Raw genomic sequence first — 17,483 nt, 5'->3', positions numbered from 1 at the left:
CCGCGCACCGCCCGTTCTCAGTTGACGGTGCCAGTCACCGTCATGTGCTTCGCTTCCAACACGATGTCGTGGAAGAAGCGGAGGTTCTCTGCCGCCTGCTCGCGCTCGGCGTCGAGCCGGTCGGCCGACCAGCCCTGTGCTGCCGCGGCCAGGGTGCTCAGCTCGTCGAACACCGCCTGCGTGAGCGCGCCGACGAAGGCGATGATGCTGCGGCGCAGCACGAGGTCGCTCAGGTGCACCGTGTGTTCACGGGTCATCAGGTAGGCGATCTCAGCGGTGCTGTAGCCGGGCAGGGTGGCGAGCGGCGCATCCGTCTCGGCCGCGTCGTCGTCGTGCGCGACGATGTAGTCGATCACGGCCGACGCCTTGGTGCCGTAGCGGGCGAGCAGGGTGCGGGTGCGCTCCTCGCCCAGGTCGGCGCCGTGGGCCTTCACCCAGTTGGCCACTGCGGCAGGCGTCTGCGGGTAGCCGACGCCGCCGCCGATCGCGAGGTCGGTCGTGCTGACCGTGCGCTCGAGCCCGAGCAGGGCGAGGGTGTCGTTCGAGAGGTGCTCGGAGAGGGCGCGGAACGTCGTCCACTTGCCACCCACGAGGCTGAGCTGCTTGACGGTCTTCGAGGTGCCGAACGAGGTCTGCTCGATGCGGTAGTCGCGCGACACGAAGCCGGGGGCGGTGTCACCGTGACCGGGCAGCGGGCGGATGCCCGAGTAGCGGTAGACGATCTGCGGCCGGTCGACCGTGATGGTGGGGAAGACGTGGTCGACGAGCTTGAAGAAGTAGTCGACCTCTTCCTCGGTGCAGAGCGCGGGCTCGCGGGGGTCGGCCTCGAGGTCGGTGGTGCCGACGAGCACGCGGCCGTTGAGCGGGTAGATCAGCACGATGCGGCCGTCGTTGTTCTCGAAGAACACCTCTCCGCCGGCGCAGGCCTCATAGAGCTCGGGGTTGTCGAGCACGATGTGCGAGCCCTTGGTGCCGCCCATGTAGTGGGTGGTCTCGCCGAAGGCCTCGTTGGTGAGGTCGGTCCACGGGCCGCTGGTGTTGATGACCACGTCGGCGGTGACCTCGAAGGTCGCGCCCGACACCACGTCGCGCAGCACGACCGCGTCGCCGTTCGCGCCGATCGCCTCGACGTAGTTGGCGGTGCGGGCCTTCGGGCCGGTGGCCAGCGCATCCTGAACCAGGTCGAGCGCGAGGCGCTCGGGGTTCTCGACGGCGGCGTCGTAGTAGGTGGCGGTGTACTTCACGTCGGGGCGCAGCTTCGGCAGCTTCTGCAGCGACTTCTTGCGGCCCACGAACTTGTGGCGCGGCACGTTGCCGCCGTCGCGCGAGAAGGAGTCGTAGCCCATCAGGCCGACCTTGATCAGCAGCGCGCCGCGCTCCTTGGCCTTGCCCTGCTTGTGGGTGAGGAAGCGCAGCGGAGCGCTCAGGATGCCCGAGAAGGTGGAGAAGATCGGGATGGTGGTGGGCAGCGGCTTCACGTAGTGGGGGGCGAGACGCAGCAGGCGGTTGCGCTCCTGCACGCTCTCGCGCACCAGGCGGAACTCGCCGTTCTCGAGGTAGCGCACGCCACCGTGGATCATGTGGCTCGAGGCGCTGGAGGCCCCGGACGCGTAGTCGCCGCGTTCGACGAGGATGACGTCGACGCCCTGCAACGCGAGATCGCGGAAGGTGCCGATGCCGTTGATGCCGCCACCGATGATGACGACCTGGGCACGAGGATTGGCTCGGATGGCCTCGACCTCGGAACGAACGTCTGCCGGGTTGACCTGACCGGTCTGGGATGTACTCACTGCTCACTCGCCTTCGTGCTCTCGTGAGGGTTGCCTTGCTGCAATCCAATGCGACGAAACAGTTGTACGCCGAGTTTCACATATGATCAAGTCGAATGCACATATGTGCAGACGCTCTTCGAAAGGATGCGACGACGCATGGCGACCGACGGGATTCCGAACGAGAAAGTGCGCGACGCGCTGCGTGCCGCCCACCTCTACTACCTGCAGGATCTCACGATGGAGGCGATCGCGAGTGAACTGCACACCTCGCGTTCGTCGGTGTCGCGACTGCTCGGTTTCGCCCGGGACATCGGGCTGGTGGAGATTCAGGTGAAGTCGCCGGCCGACCGCATCTCATCGGTGCAGGACCGCATCCACGAACAGCACGGGGTCAACGCCTACGTGGTGCCGGTGCCCGACTCGACCGCCGAGGTCGACCGGCTGGAGCGGGTCGCGATGAGCGCTGCACGGATTCTCGGGCCGTTCTTCGACTCCAACATGACGATGGGCATCGCCTGGGGCTCGACCCTCTCGGCCGTGTCGCGACACCTGCAGGACAAGGTGACGCACAACTCGCAGATCGTGCAGCTGAACGGCGCCTCGAACGCGCAGACGACGGGCATCGGCTACGCGAGCGAGATCATGAGCCGGTTCGGGCGGGCGTTCGGCGCCTACGTGCAGCAGTTCCCGGTGCCGGCCTTCTTCGACGACCCGCGCACCAAGGAGGTGCTGTGGCGCGAGCGCAGCATCCGTCGCGTGCTCGAGATTCAGAAGCGCATGGACATCGCGCTGTTCGGCCTCGGGTCGGCGCTGGCCGATGTGCCGTCGCACGTCTACGTCGGCGGTTATCTCGACGAGGCCGACTTCGAGCAGCTGAGGCACTCGGAGGTGGTGGGCGACGTGGCGACGGTGTTCTACCGGGCCGACGGGTCGAGCGACGACATCCCGATGAACGCCCGGTCGTCGGGGCCGTCGCTGTCGCTGCTGTCGAAGGTGTCGCGGCGGGTGTGCGTGGTGTCGGGCCGGTCGAAGCTGCCGGCGCTGCGCGGGGCGCTGGCCGCGGGGGTCATGACCGACCTGATCATCGACGAGGCGACGGCGCACTCGCTGCTGGACGGGTAGGGGTGGCGCCGCGTCGGGCGGCGACCGGCGGCGCGGGCGTCGCGGGTTCGGCGCTCGGCGGTCAGCGCAGCGCGCGCGCGGTGTTCGCGCCGACGCCGCGGGCGAGGGCCGCCTCGAGGTCGGTCTCGGTGTCGACGTCGAGACGCAGGGTGGAGCGCTCGTCGATGTCGAGCACCACGTGGCCGGCCGCTCGGTGGCGGGCGGCCGAGCCGGCGCCGAAGCGCGGCTCGAGCCGCACGCCGGGGAGGGCGGTGATGAGGGTGGTGCCGGTGCCCGCGGCGTCGGGCACGACCGCGAGCGGGTGAACGGATGCCTGTGCGAGCGCGTCGTCGACGTCGCTCGTGGTGAGGCACGGCAGGTCGCCGAGCAGGGCCGCGACGGGCGGCTCTGCCGAGGGGTCGGCGGGCTCGCGGGGGGCGGCGATGCCGGCGCGCACGGCGGCGTTGAGGCCGCGGCCCGGGTCGGGCACGATGTCGGCTCCGAGGGCGCGGAGCGAGCGGGCGACCGCGGCCGCGGCATCCGTCACCACCACCACGCGCCCGACGTGCGGCGAGGCCGCCAGGGCCGCGACCGCGTCGAGGGCGAACGCTTCGACGAGCTTGGCGCGCAGTTCGGGGTCGAGGGCGGGGGCCATCCGCGACTTGCCGTCGGCGGTGCCTTTGACAGGGACCACGACGGTCCACGACAGGGGGGAATCACTCACTGGCACCGATTATCCCGCATCGCGGGGGCCCTCCTGCGCGGCGGTGGAAAAGACAGAACGATCGGTCCACTTTGGTGGAATGATGCAGACGCATTGTCTGTTATAGACAACGTGAGCAGAACATTCCTTGAGATCGAGGGCGAACGCGGAGTGGTTTCGCGGTATCGCCGCCACCCCAACGGCAAGGGCTACGTCGCTGTCGGCGCCGAAGTCGATGCCACCGCCTACATCGAGCCGACCACTTATGTCGAGGCCGGAGCCCAGGTCGGGCAGAAGGCCTGGATCGGCTCGGGCAGCTGGATCGAGAGCGGCGCCGCGATCGGCGCCGGCGTGCAGATCGGTGCCAACGTGCACGTGGGCGAGAACGCCCGCATCGGCCGCCGCTCGAAGATCGGCAGCCATTCCCGCATCGGTGCGAACGCCACCGTCGCCGACGAGACCAACGTCGAGAACGACACCACCGTGGCCCCCGGCGCCGTCGTGCGCCGGCACGGCGCCTCGGGCGGGGAGTACATGAAGGCAGCGTGACCCCCGCGCCGCGAAAAGTCACAATACGGTCTGAAAGCAGCGTCTGAAGACCGGATTGTGACTTCTCGGCGGGATGCTCGGGGCTGAGGCTAGTCTGTGAGCATGGGTGACGGGCGCGTGCGCGAGGGTCTTGCGGCCGCGGCGCGCGTGGTCGCCGTCGGGCTCGGCGTCGGGTTCGTCTGGATGGTGTCGTCGAGCGGCGACGTCAGTCCAGGAGTGGTCGCCGCGCTGGCGGTGGTCGCCGGAGCGAGCCTCGTGGCCCTGACCGTGTCGAGCCGAGTGCTCGTGGCCGCCCTCGTGGCGCTGGCCGCGGCATCCGTGGCAGGGCCGCCCGCCGAGCCGGTGGAACTGCCCGCCACCATCACGCAGAGCCGCCCGGATGCCCCGGGCCGCCCCCAACCCCGCGCCCCCGGGCGCCTCCTCGCGGCCGCGTAGGAGCCCGCCCTCCCGGTGCACCCGTGCATCGTGCACTCGCTGCGAGTGCGCTCCTTCGCGACCATACGGTCCTTTTTTCCGTAGCTCGCGAGGAGTTTTTCATGAACATCTATGCCTTCGGCCCGATCGCGGCCGCGCTCGACGGGGCGTATGCCGTCATCCAGGCGCTCAGCGCAGCGCTCGCCGCGCTCGCAGGTGCGAACGCCGCCGCCGTCGCGATCGTGCTCGTCACCGTGCTGGTGCGCACGGCGCTCATTCCTGTCGGGCTGTCGCAGGCGCGCGCCCAGCGGATGCGCCGACGCCTGGCGCCACGGATCGCGGAGCTGCGACGCCGGCACGGCAAGAATCCCGAGCGACTGCAGCGCGAGACGATGGCGCTCTACGCAGAGGAGAACGCGTCGCCGCTGGCCGGCTGCCTGCCGTTGTTGATCCAGGCTCCGGTGCTGTCGCTGATCTACGGCCTCTTCATCCTGCCCACGATCAACGACCACCCGAACGCCCTGCTGAGCCAGACCCTCGTGGGCGCGCCGCTCGGCACGGGTTTCGTGGCCGCGATCGGCAGCGGCAGCGATCCGCAGGGCGTGGTGGTGAGCGCCGTGATCCTCGCGCTCATCGCCGGCATCTCCCTGGTGTCGCGTTGGCGCGGATTGCGATGGTCGGCCGCGGATGCCGCGGGCGGGAGCGGTGGCAGTGGTGGTGGCCGTGGTGGGCAGGGCTCGGCTTCGGCTTCGGTTTCGGCTTCGGCCGGGACATCCGGAGCTCTCGCGGCCTTGGCTCCGGGTGGCTCGGCGGCCCGGTTGCTGAGCTGGCTGCCGCTCGTGACCGTAGTGGTCGCGGCGTTCGTGCCGCTCGCGGCGAGTCTCTACCTGCTGGTCACCACCGCGTGGACGGTGACCGAACGCGAGATCCTGCGACGAACGGTCGTCTGAGCGGATCGGCCTCGGCGACCGACGGATGACGCGTTAGCGTGTCGGTGGGAGGTTCCCGATGCGCAGGCTCGTCTACTACGTCGCCGTCAGTCTCGACGGATGCATCGCCGCGGCCGACGGCGACTACTCCGCCTTTCTGGCGGAGGGCGACCACATGAGGTCGGTGCTCGGCGATTTCACCGATGCCCTGCCGGGGCCGGCGCTCGAGGCGCTCGGGCTGGTGGCGGATCGGAGTCGATTCGACACGGTGGTGATGGGGTGGAACACCTACGCCGTCGGGCTCCCCGCCGGTCTGACCGACCCCTACCCTCACCTGCGCACGGTCGTCTTCTCGCGCGGGCGGACCGCCCGCGACGTGCCCGCTCCCGTGACGTTGTCGACCGACGATCCGGTGTCGGTGGTGCGCGCCCTGAAGGCGGAGCCCGCCGGCTCCGACATCTGGCTGTGCGGAGGCGGCCAGCTGGCCGGTGCGCTGCACGACGAGATCGATGCCCTGGTTCTCAAGGTGAACCCGATCACGGTGGGCGACGGCATCGGCCTGTTCGGCGGGCGTGCCGCGACGGGTTCCTATGCGCTGACGCAGAGCACGGCGTTCGACTCGGGCGTGGTGATCTCGCACTACGACCGCGTGCGCTGACGGCGACGTCGGCTCTGGCGCGGCCCCGCAAGCCGGCGGTCGCGACGTGCAACGCCGAACCTGATCACTGCGGACCGGCGGGCGGAGTCGCACCAGGGTCGTCGTCGGTCTGCGTTGCCGCGCGAGCTGCCAGCCCCTCGGCATAGCCGGCGGCGTGACCATCGGCATAGCCGGCGGCGTGGGCCTCGGCATAACCCGCGGCGCGCCCCTCGGCCAGACCCTGCGCGCGCCCGAGCGCGATCGCCTCGTCGGTGCCGAGGCGGAACATGTCTTTCTCGCCCGTGCGGCTGAGCGCCCGCGCCGGAGTGTCGAGACTCTCGACGACGGCGTGCCCGAACCCGCGCACGAGCGCCACGGGCATGCCGCTCGCCTTGCCCTTCACGAGGTCGCCGGCCGACGCCAGCTCGTCGCCGATCGCGGCCTGCGTCACGACGAGTTCGTGACCGAAGGAGTCGCGACTGCCGCGCAGGTCGTCGAGCACGAGCACGCCGGCCGCGCCGATGGCCATGTCGACCTGACCCTCTCGCCAGGCCCGCCCCAGGGTGTCGGAGACGACGATGCCGATGCGCACACCAAACCGCGCCCGCAGGGCGTTAGCGAGCACGCGCGCCGAAGCGTCGGGATCGACGGGCAGCAGCAGCACCGTGCCATCCGGGGTGTTGCTCGCGTCGACACCCGCGGCGGCCTGCACGATGCCCTGCCGGTTCTCGACGATGCGCGTCATGCCGCCGGGGTGGGCGCGGGTGGCGACGACGCGCACGGTCTCGGCGGTGATCGCCTCTTCACGGTCGACCGCGGCGACCTGCCGCCCCTCGGCCTTCGACACGATCTTGCTCGTCACCACGAGGATGTCGCCCTCGATCGGCACGAGCGCCGCCGCCACGAGCGCATCGCCGATGAGCGCCGCCAGATCGGCGCCCGACTCGATCTCGGGCAGCCCTGCCACCGGCACGATCCGCAGCTCTCCGGCCGGCACGCCGGCAGCAGGCACCCCGCCGCCAGGAGCCCTGCCGCCGCCCGCGGGCCCCCAGCCCGCGGCCGCCCCACCGCCGCCCGCCGCGCCGGCGTCCGTCGCCCCGCTCACCGGTGCAGCTTCGGCAGCACGTCGCGGCCGAACACGTCGATCCACTCCGTCTGGTTGCGGCCGACGTTGTGCAGGTAGATCTTGTCGAAGCCGAGGTCGGCGAAGCGCTGGATGTAGGCGCGGTGCACGTCGGGGTCGCTCGAGATGACGAGCCGGCCCTCGAAGTCTTCGGGCCGCACCAGTTTCGCGAGTTGCTCGAACTCGAACGGGCTCCGGATGTCGGCCTTCGGAAATCGCATGCCGCCGTTGGGCCACTCGGTCATCGCGTTCGACAGTGCCTCTTCGTCGGTGGGCGCCCAGGAGAGATGCAGCTGCAGCACCCGCGGCATGGTCGACGGGTCGCGGCCGGCCTCGCGCGCGCCTTCGTCGAACTTCGCGAACAGGCTCGAGATCTTCTCGAGCGGCGCACCGACCGTGATCAACCCGTCGACGGTGCGGCCGGCGCGCTTGGCCGTGACCGGGCCGGCGGTGGCCACGAGCACCTCGGGCGCCTTGTCGGGCATCGTCCACAGCCGCGACGACTCGAGCTTGAAGAACGTGCCGGAATGCTTGACGTCTTTGCCGGCGAGCGAAGCGGTGAAGAGCTTGTTGATCACCTCGACCGCCTCGAACATGCGGTTGATGCGCTCGGGCGCCTCGGGCCAGTAGCCGCCGACCACGTGTTCGTTGAGCGCCTCGCCCGACCCGAGCCCCAGCCAGTGGCGCCCGGGATACATCGCCCCCAGCGTCGCCGACGCCTGCGCCACCATCGCCGGGTGCCACCGGAAGCTCGGCGACGTGACGCCGGGCCCGAAATCGCCCTTCGTGCGCTCACCGACCGCCGCCAGCACGTTCCACACGAACGACGACTGCCCCTGCCGCGGCACCCACGGCTGGAAGTGGTCGGCCGCCATCACCCCGCTGAAGCCGTGCTGCTCGGCGTAGGCCGACAGCGCCACCGCCTCAGACGGTGCGAACTGCTCCAGCATCGCCGCGTAGCCGATCTGAATGTCGGACATCGATAGGAACCTCCGGTCGCTCTCCTATCGACTATATGCGCGGCGTCGCGGCCATCCGTCGACAGGGGTGCGGCTGTGGAGAACTGGCGCGGCTCAGTCGGTTGTGTGGTCCAAGAACTCCGCAACGGCCCGGGGCACATACGGCGCGACATCCCCGCCCAGCGCCGACACCTGGCGCACGAGCGAACTCGACACGTGCGCGTGCGCGGGGTCGGGAAGCAGGAAGATCGTCTCCACGCCGGCCAGATTGCGGTTCACGATCGCCATCGGCGTCTCGTAGGCGACATCCACCTGCGACCGGATGCCCTTGACGATCGCCGACGCGCCGACATCCGTGCAGTAATCGACCAGCAGGCCGACGCTCCACGAGTTGATGACGATGTTCGAGCCCCGCAGGCCGCGCTCGTCGAGCGACTTCTCGATCAGGGCCACGCGATGGGCGATCGGGATCAGGGCGTGCTTGTCAGGATTGTGCACCACCACCACATGCAACTCGTCGAAGAGGGTCGCTGCCCTTTCGATCACGTCGATGTGACCCAGCGTGATGGGATCGAACGAACCGGGGACCACGGCGACATTGCTCATGGCCCCAGGCTATCAACGCGGCATTTCCCGGAGGTTACGACGACGAGAGCGAAGACGTGCGCGACTCCGACACCCGAGGCTGCGATGCCGAGGCCGGCGCGACAGACACCGTCTCGACCGACGGCGACACGGATGCCGCCACCGCGGTCTCCGGCACGCTGCCGGCCGCCGCCTTCTCCCGCTCCTTCTGCACGAACGTCGTGCAGAGCTCGATCGTCGACGCGAGCAGCGCGTAGAGACGGTCGTCGGGGTAGGGCGCGCACGCCGACCGCACGCCGTCGACCGCCATGGCGATCGTCACGTGCGTCTGCCGCGCCGAGATCTCGGCCCGCCGCCACCGCAGGTTGCGGTCGAGAAAACGCCGGGCCCAGGCTTCGGCCTCGGGCGCCTCGTCGAGAGCGGCCTGCAACTGCTGGTCGACGTCGACCCACTCGCTGCCGCCCGACTTCGTCAGAGCCTCCTGGCACACCAGTGCTCCCACCGCGAGCGCGTGCTGCCGATCGATCGATGCGATCGGGATGGCCGCCGACGCCGCCGTGATGGCGATGATGGAGTCGAGTCGCGGGTCGTCGCTGGTCAGCCCGATCACCGACGGGATCAGGGGCGCCAGCTTCGAGCGGCCCTCGTTCGACGTCAGGTCGTTGACCGCCCGCGCCATGTGCGCGAGACCGGCGTGCGTGCACGACGGATGATCGCTCCAACGCTCTCCGGCGAGGAAGGAGGCGAACTCCATGAAGCACGCGCCTGAGCGCGGCGAGCGGTGCCGGCCCGCGGAGAGCACCGGCATGATGTCGGGGCGCAGCATCTCGCGTGCGGAACCTGTGAATCGTCGTGATTTCGTGGTTTTCATACCCACCTCATCTGCACTTATGTCCACGTGTGTCCACGTGTGTCCACTGTGCCCCCGCGCGCGCGATTTTTCAATGGGTTACCGAGGGGTAAACGGCCCGCGTCGATCAGTTCTTGGCGAGGAAGCTCTCCTCGGTCTCGCGCAAGCGGCGTTCGAGGGCGTCGAGGAGGGCCGGATGCGCCTCGAGACCGGGATCGGCCGCCACGATCTCGAAGGCCACGGCCCGGGCATCCTGGATCACGTCGGCGTCTTTCACCACTCGCAGCAGTCGCAACGACGACCGGCCGCCCGACTGCAGACTGCCGAGCACGTCGCCCTCGCGTCGCAGCTCGAGATCGATCTCGGCCAGCTCGAAACCGTCGAGCGTGGCGGCCACGGCGTCGACCCGTTCGCGGGCGAGCGAATCGGCCTCGGCGTGGGTGACGAGCAGGCACAGACCGGGCACTCCCCCACGGCCGACGCGGCCTCGCAACTGGTGCAGCTGGCTCACGCCGAAGCGATCGGCGTCGAGCACAACCATGGTCGAGGCGTTCGGAACGTCGACGCCCACCTCGATGACCGTCGTGGCGACGAGCACGTCGATCTCTTTCGCGGCGAACGCCCGCATCACCGCGTCTTTCTCATCGCTCGGCATGCGGCCGTGCAGTGCTTCGATGCGGGCCCCGGCGAGCGCCGGCACGGTCTGCAGCAGCCGGAGGGTGTCGACCACGTTCGCCTTCGGCGGAGCGGGAACGGATGCCGGCACGGCGGATTCAGGCCCGGCGCCGTCTGACCCGCCGTCGCCCGCGCCCCCCGCGCCGTCGTCGGGCCCGGGGCCGTCGAGCCCGTCGCCCGAGTCGTCGGCCGGATCGATCGCCGGGCACACCACGAACGCCTGCCGGCCCTGGGCGAGCTCTTCGGCCACCCGCTGCCAGATGCGGCCGGCCCAGGCGGGCTTCTCGCTGAGCGGCACGCTGAAGCTCTCGATGCCCTTCCGGCCCGCCGGCAGCTGCGTGATGGTCGACACGTCGAGGTCGCCGAACACCGTCATCGCCACCGTGCGCGGAATGGGGGTCGCCGTCATGACGAGCACGTGCGGCGGAGTCGTGCCCTTCTGGCGCAGGGTGTCGCGCTGTTCGACGCCGAACCGGTGCTGCTCGTCGACGACCACGAGGCCGAGGTCGTAGAACTGCACGGCATCCGACAGCAGCGCATGCGTTCCGATGACGAGTCTCGCCTGCCCGGTGACCATGCGCAGCAGGGCCTTCTTGCGCTCGGCGGTCGAGAGCTGACCGGTGTGAAGTGTCGGCATCAGCTCGGCCGAGAGGTCGGGGCCGAGCACCTTGACGATCGAACGCAGGTGCTGCGAAGCGAGCACCTCGGTCGGGGCGAGCAGCGCCGACTGGCCGCCGGAGTCGGCGACCGCCAGCATGGCCCGCACGGCCACGAGCGTCTTGCCCGAGCCCACCTCGCCCTGCAGCAGGCGCATCATGGGGATGTCGCCGGCGAGGTCGCGCGCGATCTCACCGCCGACGGTCTGCTGGTCGCCCGTGAGCCGGAACGGCAGCGACCGGTCGAACCGCTCGAGGTAGCCACCCGGTTTCGGCGGGCGAGGGGTGGTGCGCACCGCATGAGCGGCTCGGCGCTGCCGCACGAGCGCGGTCTGCAGCACGAACGCCTCATGAAAGCGCAGGGTCTCGCGCGCCTTCATGTAGTCGGCGTCTTTCTCGGGCCGGTGGATGAGCTCGTAGGCGCGCTGGGCCGTGAGCAGGCCCCGCTCGTGCCGCACGTCGTCGGGCACGAGGTCGGGGATGCCTCCGCGGGCTCCGTCGAGCACGATCGCCACCGACTTCGCGACCTGCCAGCTGGTGATCGACGCCGTCGCCGGATAGATGGGGATGGGCATCTCGGCCCAGCGCCGCGCGGCCGCGTCGTCGAGGGCGGCGCCGGCCGCGCCATCCACTCCGCTCAGGGCGGCCGCCGCATCGGCGAGCGGGTCGAAGAGCTCGTAGTTGGGGTGCGCGAGTTGCAGCGCACCACGGTATTCGGTGACCTTGCCGGCGAAGATGCCGCGGGTGCCCGGCCGCAGCTCGCGGGCGCGGTAGGCCTGGTTGAAGAAGGTGAGGCTGATGATGCCCTCGCCGTCGGAGATGGAGACCTCGAGGATGGTGCCGCGCCGCGCGCGCATTTGGCGCTCGCGCACGTCGCGCACCTCGGCGACGATGGTGACCGTCTCGTTGAGGGGCAACTTCGCGATGGCCGTGAGCTCGCCCCGGCGGGCGTAGCGCCGCGGGTAGTGGCTCAGCAGGTCGGCCACCGTGCGCATGCCGAACGCCTTCTCGAACGCGGCGGCGGTGCGGCCGCCGAGCGCGCCCGGGAGCTTCGCGTCGAGGGCGGCGGTCACCTCGTGCCGTGAGGCGGGGGCCGGGCTGGTCATGCCCGCAATTCTAAGCGCCGCGGCCGACACCCCTGCGGGCCCTCGCGATAGGGTGCTCTGCGTGACCCGCATCATCGCCGGCTTCGCCGGTTCGCTCTCGCTCGCCGTGCCGCGCTCGGGCACGCGGCCCACCAGCGACCGGGTGCGCGAGGCCATCTTCTCGGCGCTCGAGGCGCGCGGCGGCCTCGGCGGAACGCGGGTGCTCGACCTCTACGCCGGCTCGGGCGCGCTCGGCCTCGAGGCCGCGAGCCGGGGGGCGGCGACGGTGACGCTGGTCGAGAAGAACGCCGCCGCTGCGCGCATCGCTCGGCAGAACGCGGGCGTCATCGAGAAGGCCTTCCAGAAGGCGGCGCGCAGCGCGGCTCCGGATGCCCGACCCCGCATCGGCGTGTCGGTGGCGGCCGTGCAGAGCTACCTTCGAGCGCAGCCGGTCGTGCCGGGGGCGGGGTTCGACGTGGTGCTCATCGATCCGCCCTATGACCTGCCCGACGAGGAGCTCGCCGAGGCCCTCGCGGCGGTCACGCCCCTGCTCGCTCCCGACGCGGTGGTGCTGGTGGAGCGCAGCAGCCGCTCCCCCGAGCCCACGTGGCCCGCGGGCCTCGAGCTCGATCGCTCGAAGAGCTACGGCGAGACCGTGCTGTGGTGGGCGTCTCCGGCCTGAGTGGCGGCCACTCCTGAGCGTCAAGCCGGCCCCGCGCGTGAGCGCGTCAGCGCGTCAGCCCGACTGGCCGTCCCAGTCGGCGTAGGGGTCCCAGCCGCCGAGATCGTCGTAGCGGCGATCGCCGATGAGCGCGTCGAAGGCGCCCGGAGTCACCGGCGCCACGACCGAGCCGAGCGACCGGAAGCCGTCGGGCAGCGCGACATCCGCCGGGAACGTCGCGAGCAGGGCGTGATCCTCGCCGCCGGCGAGCACGAAGTCGACCGCGCGGTCGCCGACCACCGCGTCGAGGTCGAGCAGGTCGCGCGCCTCCCGCGCGATGGCGCCGGGGTCGAAGGCGAGGGCGCAGCCGCTGGCGACGGCGATGCGGCGGGCGTCGAGCATGAGTCCGTCGGACACGTCGAGCATTGCCGTCGCTCCGCCGAGCGCCGCCGCCACTCCGAGCGCGATCGGCGAGATCGGGGCGAGCTGCGCCTCGACGAGGTCGGCGTGCTCCAGGCGCAGGGCGAGGCCACGCTCGGCGTCGGGTTCGAGCGCCTCGGCCGAAGCCGTCGCTGAACCCGTCGCCGAAGCCGCCGGTGAACCTGCGCCGAGCGCCGTCGCGCCGTCATCGGCACCCGCTACCGCCGCAGCACCCGCCACCGCCGCCCGGCGCGCATCGCGGAAGAGCAGCCAGATGCCCGCCCCCGCCCGCCCCAGGTCGCCCGACACCGCGATCACGTCGCCGGGCCGCGCGCCCGACCGCGTCACCGGATGGCGGCCGCCGAGGTCGCCGAACGCCGTCACCGCGAGCGTCAGCGTGTCGGAGACCGACAGATCGCCGCCCACCACACCGCAGCCGGGCGCGGCCGCGGTGCAGGCATCCCGAAGCCCGTCGGCGATGCCGAGCAGGGCCGAGACGGGCGTGCCGAGCGGTGCGGCGATGGCCACGACGAGCGCCGTCGGCCGGGCGCCCATGGCGGCGACGTCGGCGAGGTTCGACATGGCGGCCTTCCAGCCCAGATCGTGCGGCGTCGACCAGGCCGTGCGGAAGTCGGGGCCGTGCACCATCATGTCGGTGGTCACCACGTATCGCCCGTCGGGGGCGGCCACCATCGCCGCGTCGTCGCCCGGGCCGAGCAGCTCGGCGTCGGCGTGCGGCAGTCGCGGAAAGATCTTCTTGAGCGTCTCACCCTCGCCCAGCTGCGCGAGCGTCGGGTCGTTCGCAGCTAAACCGAAGTCGGGGATCACCTCTAAACGGTAGCCTGAACTGCCATGCCCGCACGCACCCTCTTCGCCACCCGCCCGGGCCGTTTCGTCGGCATCGTCGCCCTCGCCGCCCTCTCGGCGGGTCTGCTGAGCGGATGCGCCGGCACCGTCGCGCTCGAACCGGCCGCGGATGCCACCAACCCGACCTGCGCCGACGTCACCGTGCGCCTGCCCGACACGGTGGCGGATGCCGCGCGCCGCGAGACCGACGCCCAGGCCACCGGCGCCTGGGGCGATCCGGCGTCGATCCTGCTGCACTGCGGCGTGACCCCGCCCGGCCCCACCACGCTGCCGTGCGACAACGTCAACGGCGTCGACTGGATCCGCGACGACTCCGACGACCCGATCTACACCTTCACCACGTTCGGCCGCGATCCGGCGGTCGAGGTGGTGCTCGACTCGAACGTCGTGTCGAGCAGCTCGACACTCGTCGACCTCACGCAGGCGGTCTCGGTGATTCCGCAGACGAGCGCGTGCCTCAACGTGGGCGACACCTCGCCCATCCCCACCGACGCGCCCTAAGCGGTCAGCGCCCAGCGCTAAGCACTCAGCCCTCAGCGCTCGAGCGCCAGCCCGATCAGCTCGTCGATCAGCCGCGGATACGACAACCCGGTCGCGATCCAGCACTTCGGGAACATCGAGATCGGCGTGAACCCGGGCATCGTGTTGATCTCGTTGATGACGAAGCCGTCGGCGGTGAGAAAGAAGTCGACCCGCGCGAGGCCGGCCCCGTCGATGGCGGTGAAGGCGCGCGCGGCCAGCTCCTGCATCGTCGCGAGCTCTTCGGGCGTCAGCGCCGCGGGGCAGACGAGGTCGATACCGGGCGCGTCGAGGTACTTGGCGTCGAAGTCGTAGAACTCGCGATCGGTCATCACGATCTCGCCCGCCACCGACACGCGCGGGGCACCGCCGTCGCGGCCGCCCAGCACGCCGCACTCGACCTCGCGGCCCACGACCGCCTGCTCGATCAACACCCGGGAGTCCTCCCGCAGCGCGATCGTCATCGCGTCACCCAGCTCCGCGGGTGCCGACACCTTGCTCACGCCGACCGACGACCCCGCGCGAGCGGGCTTCACGAAGAGCGGCAGGCCGAACCCGGCGACCGACTCGGCCACGGCATCCGGAGCCGTCTGCCACTCCCGAGCCGACACCGTGCGCCACGGGGCCACCGCGATGCCGGCCGCTTCGAAGACGGTCTTGGTGAAGTGCTTGTCCATGCCGAGCGCCGACGCCAGCACCCCCGAGCCCACATAGGGCACGCCGATCAGCTCGAGCAGCCCCTGGATTGTGCCGTCTTCGCCGAACGGGCCGTGCAGGATGGGGAACACCACGTCGACGTCGCCGAGCGACCGGATGCCGCCGCCGGCATCCTGAACCGAGAGCTCCCGCGTCGCCGTCGAATCGGGCCACAGGATGCGGGTGCCGTTGTCGAGCACCCGCGGCAGCGCATGGATGTCGAGCCGGAACTTCGCGGGGTCGTCGTCTTCGAGCACGAAGGCGCCGTCGGCCGTGATGCCGACCGGGATCACGTCGTAGCGCGACCGGTCGATCGCCTCAAGAACTCCGCCCGCGGTTGCGCAGCTGATCGAATGCTCGCTGGAGCGACCTCCGAAAAGCACCACGACCGTTGTCTTGCTTGGCATCGAGAGTCCTTTCGCCCTGAGGCCCCGAGTCGTCGTCGGTGGTCAGGTGGGGGGCTATGTCTTTCGGATCGAGCGTACCGGCCAGCACTTCGCTCACCTGACGGCAGATGGGCATGTCGACGCCCTTCGCGCGGGCGAGCGCGAGCACGGGGGCCACCGAAGCCAGGCCCTCCGCGGTCTGCTGCATCGATTTCACGACGTCGGCGAAGCTGTAGCCCTGGCCGAGCAGGCGCCCGGCGGTGTTGTTGCGCGAGAGCGACGATCCGCTGGTCGCGATCAGGTCGCCGAGCCCCGCGAGCCCGGCGAGGGTCTCCGGATGCCCGCCGTAGGCCACCGCGAAGTCGGTCATCTCGACCAGACCCCGCGTGATGATCGACGCCTTCGTGTTCTCGCCGTAGCCGACGCCGTCGACGATGCCGATCGCCACCGCGATGAGGTTCTTGAGCACGCCGCCGAACTCGGTGCCGATGACGTCGGTGTTGATGAACGAGCGGAAGTAGCGGTTCGTCGCCACCTTGGCCACGGCCTCGGCGGTCTCGATGCTCGTCGACGACACCACGGCGGCGGTGGGCTGCTCCTTCGCGATCTCGAGGGCGAGGTTGGGCCCGGATGCCACGGCGATCCGGTCTCGGTCGATCTCGAGCACCTGCTCGAGCACCTCGCTCATGCGAAGGCCCGTGCCCTTCTCGACGCCCTTCATCAGGCTGATCACGGGCACGCCGTCGGGGATGAGCGACTTGATCTCGACCAGGTTCTGCCGCAGCGACTGGCTCGGGATGGACACGAACACCATCTGGGCGCCGGCGAGCGCTGCCGCGACATCCGAGGTCGCCGTCACCGCGAGCGGCAGGTTGACGCCCGGCAGGTAGTCGCTGTTGCGCTTGGCCTCGCGGATCTCTTTCGCGAGCTCGGGGCGCCGCGCCCAGAGCGTCACGTCGGAGCCGCCGTCGGCGAGCACCTTGGCGAACGTGGTGCCCCAGCTGCCGGCGCCGAGAACGGTGACGCGCGGGCGGGGCGGAGCGGCGCCGCGCTGAGGCGAACGGCCGGGGGTCTTGCTCACTCGGCGGCCTCGGCCTTTCCCGGCTGCTCGAGGCGGCCGTATTCGGTCTGGTTGTGGGCGGCCGGGTTCCAGCGCACCGCCGGCGCCTTCTCGTTGCGGAGGCCTTCGAGCAGACCGGTGATCGCCGTCATCAGGCGGTCGGTGGCCTCGATCAGGGCCTTCTGGTCGATGGGCTTCGCGCGCAGGTCATCGAGGTCGACGGGGTCGCCGAAGACGATCTCGATGCGTTTGCGCGGAAAGAGGCTGAGCTTCTTGGAGTAGCGCGGCAGCACGGCCTGGGTGCCCCAGTGGGCTGCCGGGATGAGCGGGATACCGTGCTCGAGCGCGAGCCGCACGGCGCCGGTCTTGCCGCGCATCGGCCACAGGTCGGGCTCGCGCGTGAGCGTGCCCTCCGGGTAGACGATCACGCCCTGCGCGTGCTCGACCAGCTGGTTCGCGGCCGAGAACGGCTCGTTGTTGCGGCCGGAACCCGAGCGCTGCACGGGGATCTGCCCGCTCTTGCGCAGCGCGAAGCCCACCACGGGGATGCGGAACAGCGAGTCCTTCGCCAGGAATCGCGGCGCCCGGCCGAGGTTCCAGACCGCCCAGGCCATGATGACCGGGTCGATGTTGGAGTAGTGGTTCGGGCTCAGCACGAACGGGCCCTCAGCCGGCAGCTTGTGCGCGTCGCGCAGGTGCAGTTTCGCGATGACGTTGAGGAACGGGATGACGACGGCGGCGAGCGCGGTGAACGCCACGGTGCGCTCGGTCTTCTTGCGCTTCTGCAGCTCGTGCCCGGCAGTGGGCGCGGCGGGAGTCGGGGAGGACGCCACCGG

Annotated in this window: 18 protein-coding genes; 7 read left to right on the top strand and 11 right to left on the bottom strand. The window is 70.7% G+C overall.

What is annotated here, in order from left to right:
* Positions 1 to 17 precede the first annotated feature (17 nt).
* Positions 18 to 1,790 (bottom strand): glycerol-3-phosphate dehydrogenase/oxidase, encoded by a 1,773-nt coding sequence (locus N1032_RS20805; RefSeq protein ID WP_259541986.1) that lies wholly within the window; start codon positions 1,788 to 1,790, stop codon positions 18 to 20.
* Between the two features lie 138 nt (positions 1,791 to 1,928).
* Between N1032_RS20805 and N1032_RS20800 the strand changes: the two genes are divergently transcribed.
* Positions 1,929 to 2,894 carry a sugar-binding transcriptional regulator gene (locus N1032_RS20800; protein WP_259541984.1) on the top strand — a complete coding sequence of 322 codons (966 nt, stop codon included), beginning with the start codon at positions 1,929 to 1,931 and terminating at the stop codon, positions 2,892 to 2,894.
* A 61-nt stretch (positions 2,895 to 2,955) separates the two neighbouring features.
* On the opposite strand, the gene cofC is transcribed toward N1032_RS20800, so the two are convergent.
* Entirely contained in the window at positions 2,956 to 3,597 is a 642-nt protein-coding gene (gene cofC / locus N1032_RS20795) for a 2-phospho-L-lactate guanylyltransferase (RefSeq protein ID WP_259541982.1), read from the bottom strand.
* Between the two features lie 111 nt (positions 3,598 to 3,708).
* Between cofC and N1032_RS20790 the strand changes: the two genes are divergently transcribed.
* From N1032_RS20790 to N1032_RS20775, 4 genes are all read left to right on the top strand, one after another.
* Positions 3,709 to 4,125: a DapH/DapD/GlmU-related protein gene (locus N1032_RS20790; RefSeq protein WP_259541980.1), complete on the top strand. Its 417-nt coding sequence runs from the start codon at positions 3,709 to 3,711 to the stop codon at positions 4,123 to 4,125.
* Positions 4,126 to 4,227: 102 nt separating this feature from the next.
* Complete coding sequence (locus N1032_RS20785) at positions 4,228 to 4,560, top strand: DUF6412 domain-containing protein (RefSeq protein WP_259541978.1); 333 nt, start codon at positions 4,228 to 4,230, stop codon at positions 4,558 to 4,560.
* 101 nt (positions 4,561 to 4,661) lie between these two features.
* A complete protein-coding gene (locus N1032_RS20780) occupies positions 4,662 to 5,489 on the top strand; it encodes a YidC/Oxa1 family membrane protein insertase (protein ID WP_259541977.1) in 828 nt (275 codons plus the stop codon).
* 58 nt (positions 5,490 to 5,547) lie between these two features.
* The gene (locus tag N1032_RS20775) at positions 5,548 to 6,126 is read left to right on the top strand and encodes a dihydrofolate reductase family protein (RefSeq protein ID WP_259541976.1); all 579 of its coding nucleotides are present in this window, start codon (positions 5,548 to 5,550) and stop codon (positions 6,124 to 6,126) included.
* Positions 6,127 to 6,190: 64 nt separating this feature from the next.
* On the opposite strand, the gene N1032_RS20770 is transcribed toward N1032_RS20775, so the two are convergent.
* The 5 genes from N1032_RS20770 to N1032_RS20750 form a co-directional block, all read right to left on the bottom strand.
* Positions 6,191 to 7,210 carry a coenzyme F420-0:L-glutamate ligase gene (locus N1032_RS20770; protein WP_407933062.1) on the bottom strand — a complete coding sequence of 340 codons (1,020 nt, stop codon included), beginning with the start codon at positions 7,208 to 7,210 and terminating at the stop codon, positions 6,191 to 6,193.
* The gene (locus tag N1032_RS20765; RefSeq protein ID WP_259541975.1) at positions 7,207 to 8,208 is read right to left on the bottom strand and encodes a TIGR03557 family F420-dependent LLM class oxidoreductase; all 1,002 of its coding nucleotides are present in this window, start codon (positions 8,206 to 8,208) and stop codon (positions 7,207 to 7,209) included. The genes N1032_RS20770 and N1032_RS20765 overlap by 4 nt, the downstream gene beginning before the upstream one ends.
* Positions 8,209 to 8,301: 93 nt before the next feature.
* Complete coding sequence (gene coaD / locus N1032_RS20760) at positions 8,302 to 8,793, bottom strand: pantetheine-phosphate adenylyltransferase (protein ID WP_259541974.1); 492 nt, start codon at positions 8,791 to 8,793, stop codon at positions 8,302 to 8,304.
* Positions 8,794 to 8,827: 34 nt separating this feature from the next.
* On the bottom strand, positions 8,828 to 9,643 hold the full coding sequence (locus tag N1032_RS20755) for a hypothetical protein (protein ID WP_259541973.1): 816 nt from the start codon (positions 9,641 to 9,643) through the stop codon (positions 8,828 to 8,830).
* A gap of 106 nt (positions 9,644 to 9,749) precedes the next feature.
* On the bottom strand, positions 9,750 to 12,059 hold the full coding sequence (locus N1032_RS20750) for an ATP-dependent DNA helicase RecG (protein WP_259541972.1): 2,310 nt from the start codon (positions 12,057 to 12,059) through the stop codon (positions 9,750 to 9,752).
* Between the two features lie 61 nt (positions 12,060 to 12,120).
* Here N1032_RS20750 and N1032_RS20745 point away from each other — a divergent pair, with 61 nt between their 5' ends.
* Entirely contained in the window at positions 12,121 to 12,720 is a 600-nt protein-coding gene (locus tag N1032_RS20745; protein WP_259541971.1) for an RsmD family RNA methyltransferase, read from the top strand.
* A gap of 54 nt (positions 12,721 to 12,774) precedes the next feature.
* Here N1032_RS20745 and N1032_RS20740 read toward each other — a convergent pair whose 3' ends face one another.
* Positions 12,775 to 13,944, bottom strand: a complete 1,170-nt coding sequence (locus tag N1032_RS20740; protein ID WP_407933064.1) for a thiamine-phosphate kinase — start codon at positions 13,942 to 13,944, stop codon at positions 12,775 to 12,777.
* A gap of 27 nt (positions 13,945 to 13,971) precedes the next feature.
* Between N1032_RS20740 and N1032_RS20735 the strand changes: the two genes are divergently transcribed.
* Positions 13,972 to 14,487 carry a DUF3515 domain-containing protein gene (locus tag N1032_RS20735; protein WP_259541969.1) on the top strand — a complete coding sequence of 172 codons (516 nt, stop codon included), beginning with the start codon at positions 13,972 to 13,974 and terminating at the stop codon, positions 14,485 to 14,487.
* A 32-nt stretch (positions 14,488 to 14,519) separates the two neighbouring features.
* On the opposite strand, the gene N1032_RS20730 is transcribed toward N1032_RS20735, so the two are convergent.
* From N1032_RS20730 to N1032_RS20720, 3 genes are read right to left on the bottom strand one after another with little or no spacing between them, the layout of a single operon-like run.
* Entirely contained in the window at positions 14,520 to 15,608 is a 1,089-nt protein-coding gene (locus N1032_RS20730) for a D-alanine--D-alanine ligase family protein (protein WP_259541967.1), read from the bottom strand.
* The gene (locus N1032_RS20725; RefSeq protein WP_259541965.1) at positions 15,520 to 16,668 is read right to left on the bottom strand and encodes an NAD(P)H-dependent glycerol-3-phosphate dehydrogenase; all 1,149 of its coding nucleotides are present in this window, start codon (positions 16,666 to 16,668) and stop codon (positions 15,520 to 15,522) included. Before N1032_RS20725 ends, N1032_RS20730 begins: the two co-directional genes overlap by 89 nt.
* Positions 16,665 to 17,480: a lysophospholipid acyltransferase family protein gene (locus N1032_RS20720; RefSeq protein ID WP_259541963.1), complete on the bottom strand. Its 816-nt coding sequence runs from the start codon at positions 17,478 to 17,480 to the stop codon at positions 16,665 to 16,667. The genes N1032_RS20725 and N1032_RS20720 overlap by 4 nt, the downstream gene beginning before the upstream one ends.
* Positions 17,481 to 17,483 lie beyond the last annotated feature (3 nt).

The organism is Herbiconiux daphne, assembly GCF_024979295.1.
Taxonomy (GTDB): domain Bacteria; phylum Actinomycetota; class Actinomycetes; order Actinomycetales; family Microbacteriaceae; genus Herbiconiux; species Herbiconiux daphnes.
The sequence above is the reverse complement of the archived record's forward strand: the minus strand, read 5'-3'. Positions and strand labels throughout refer to the sequence as shown.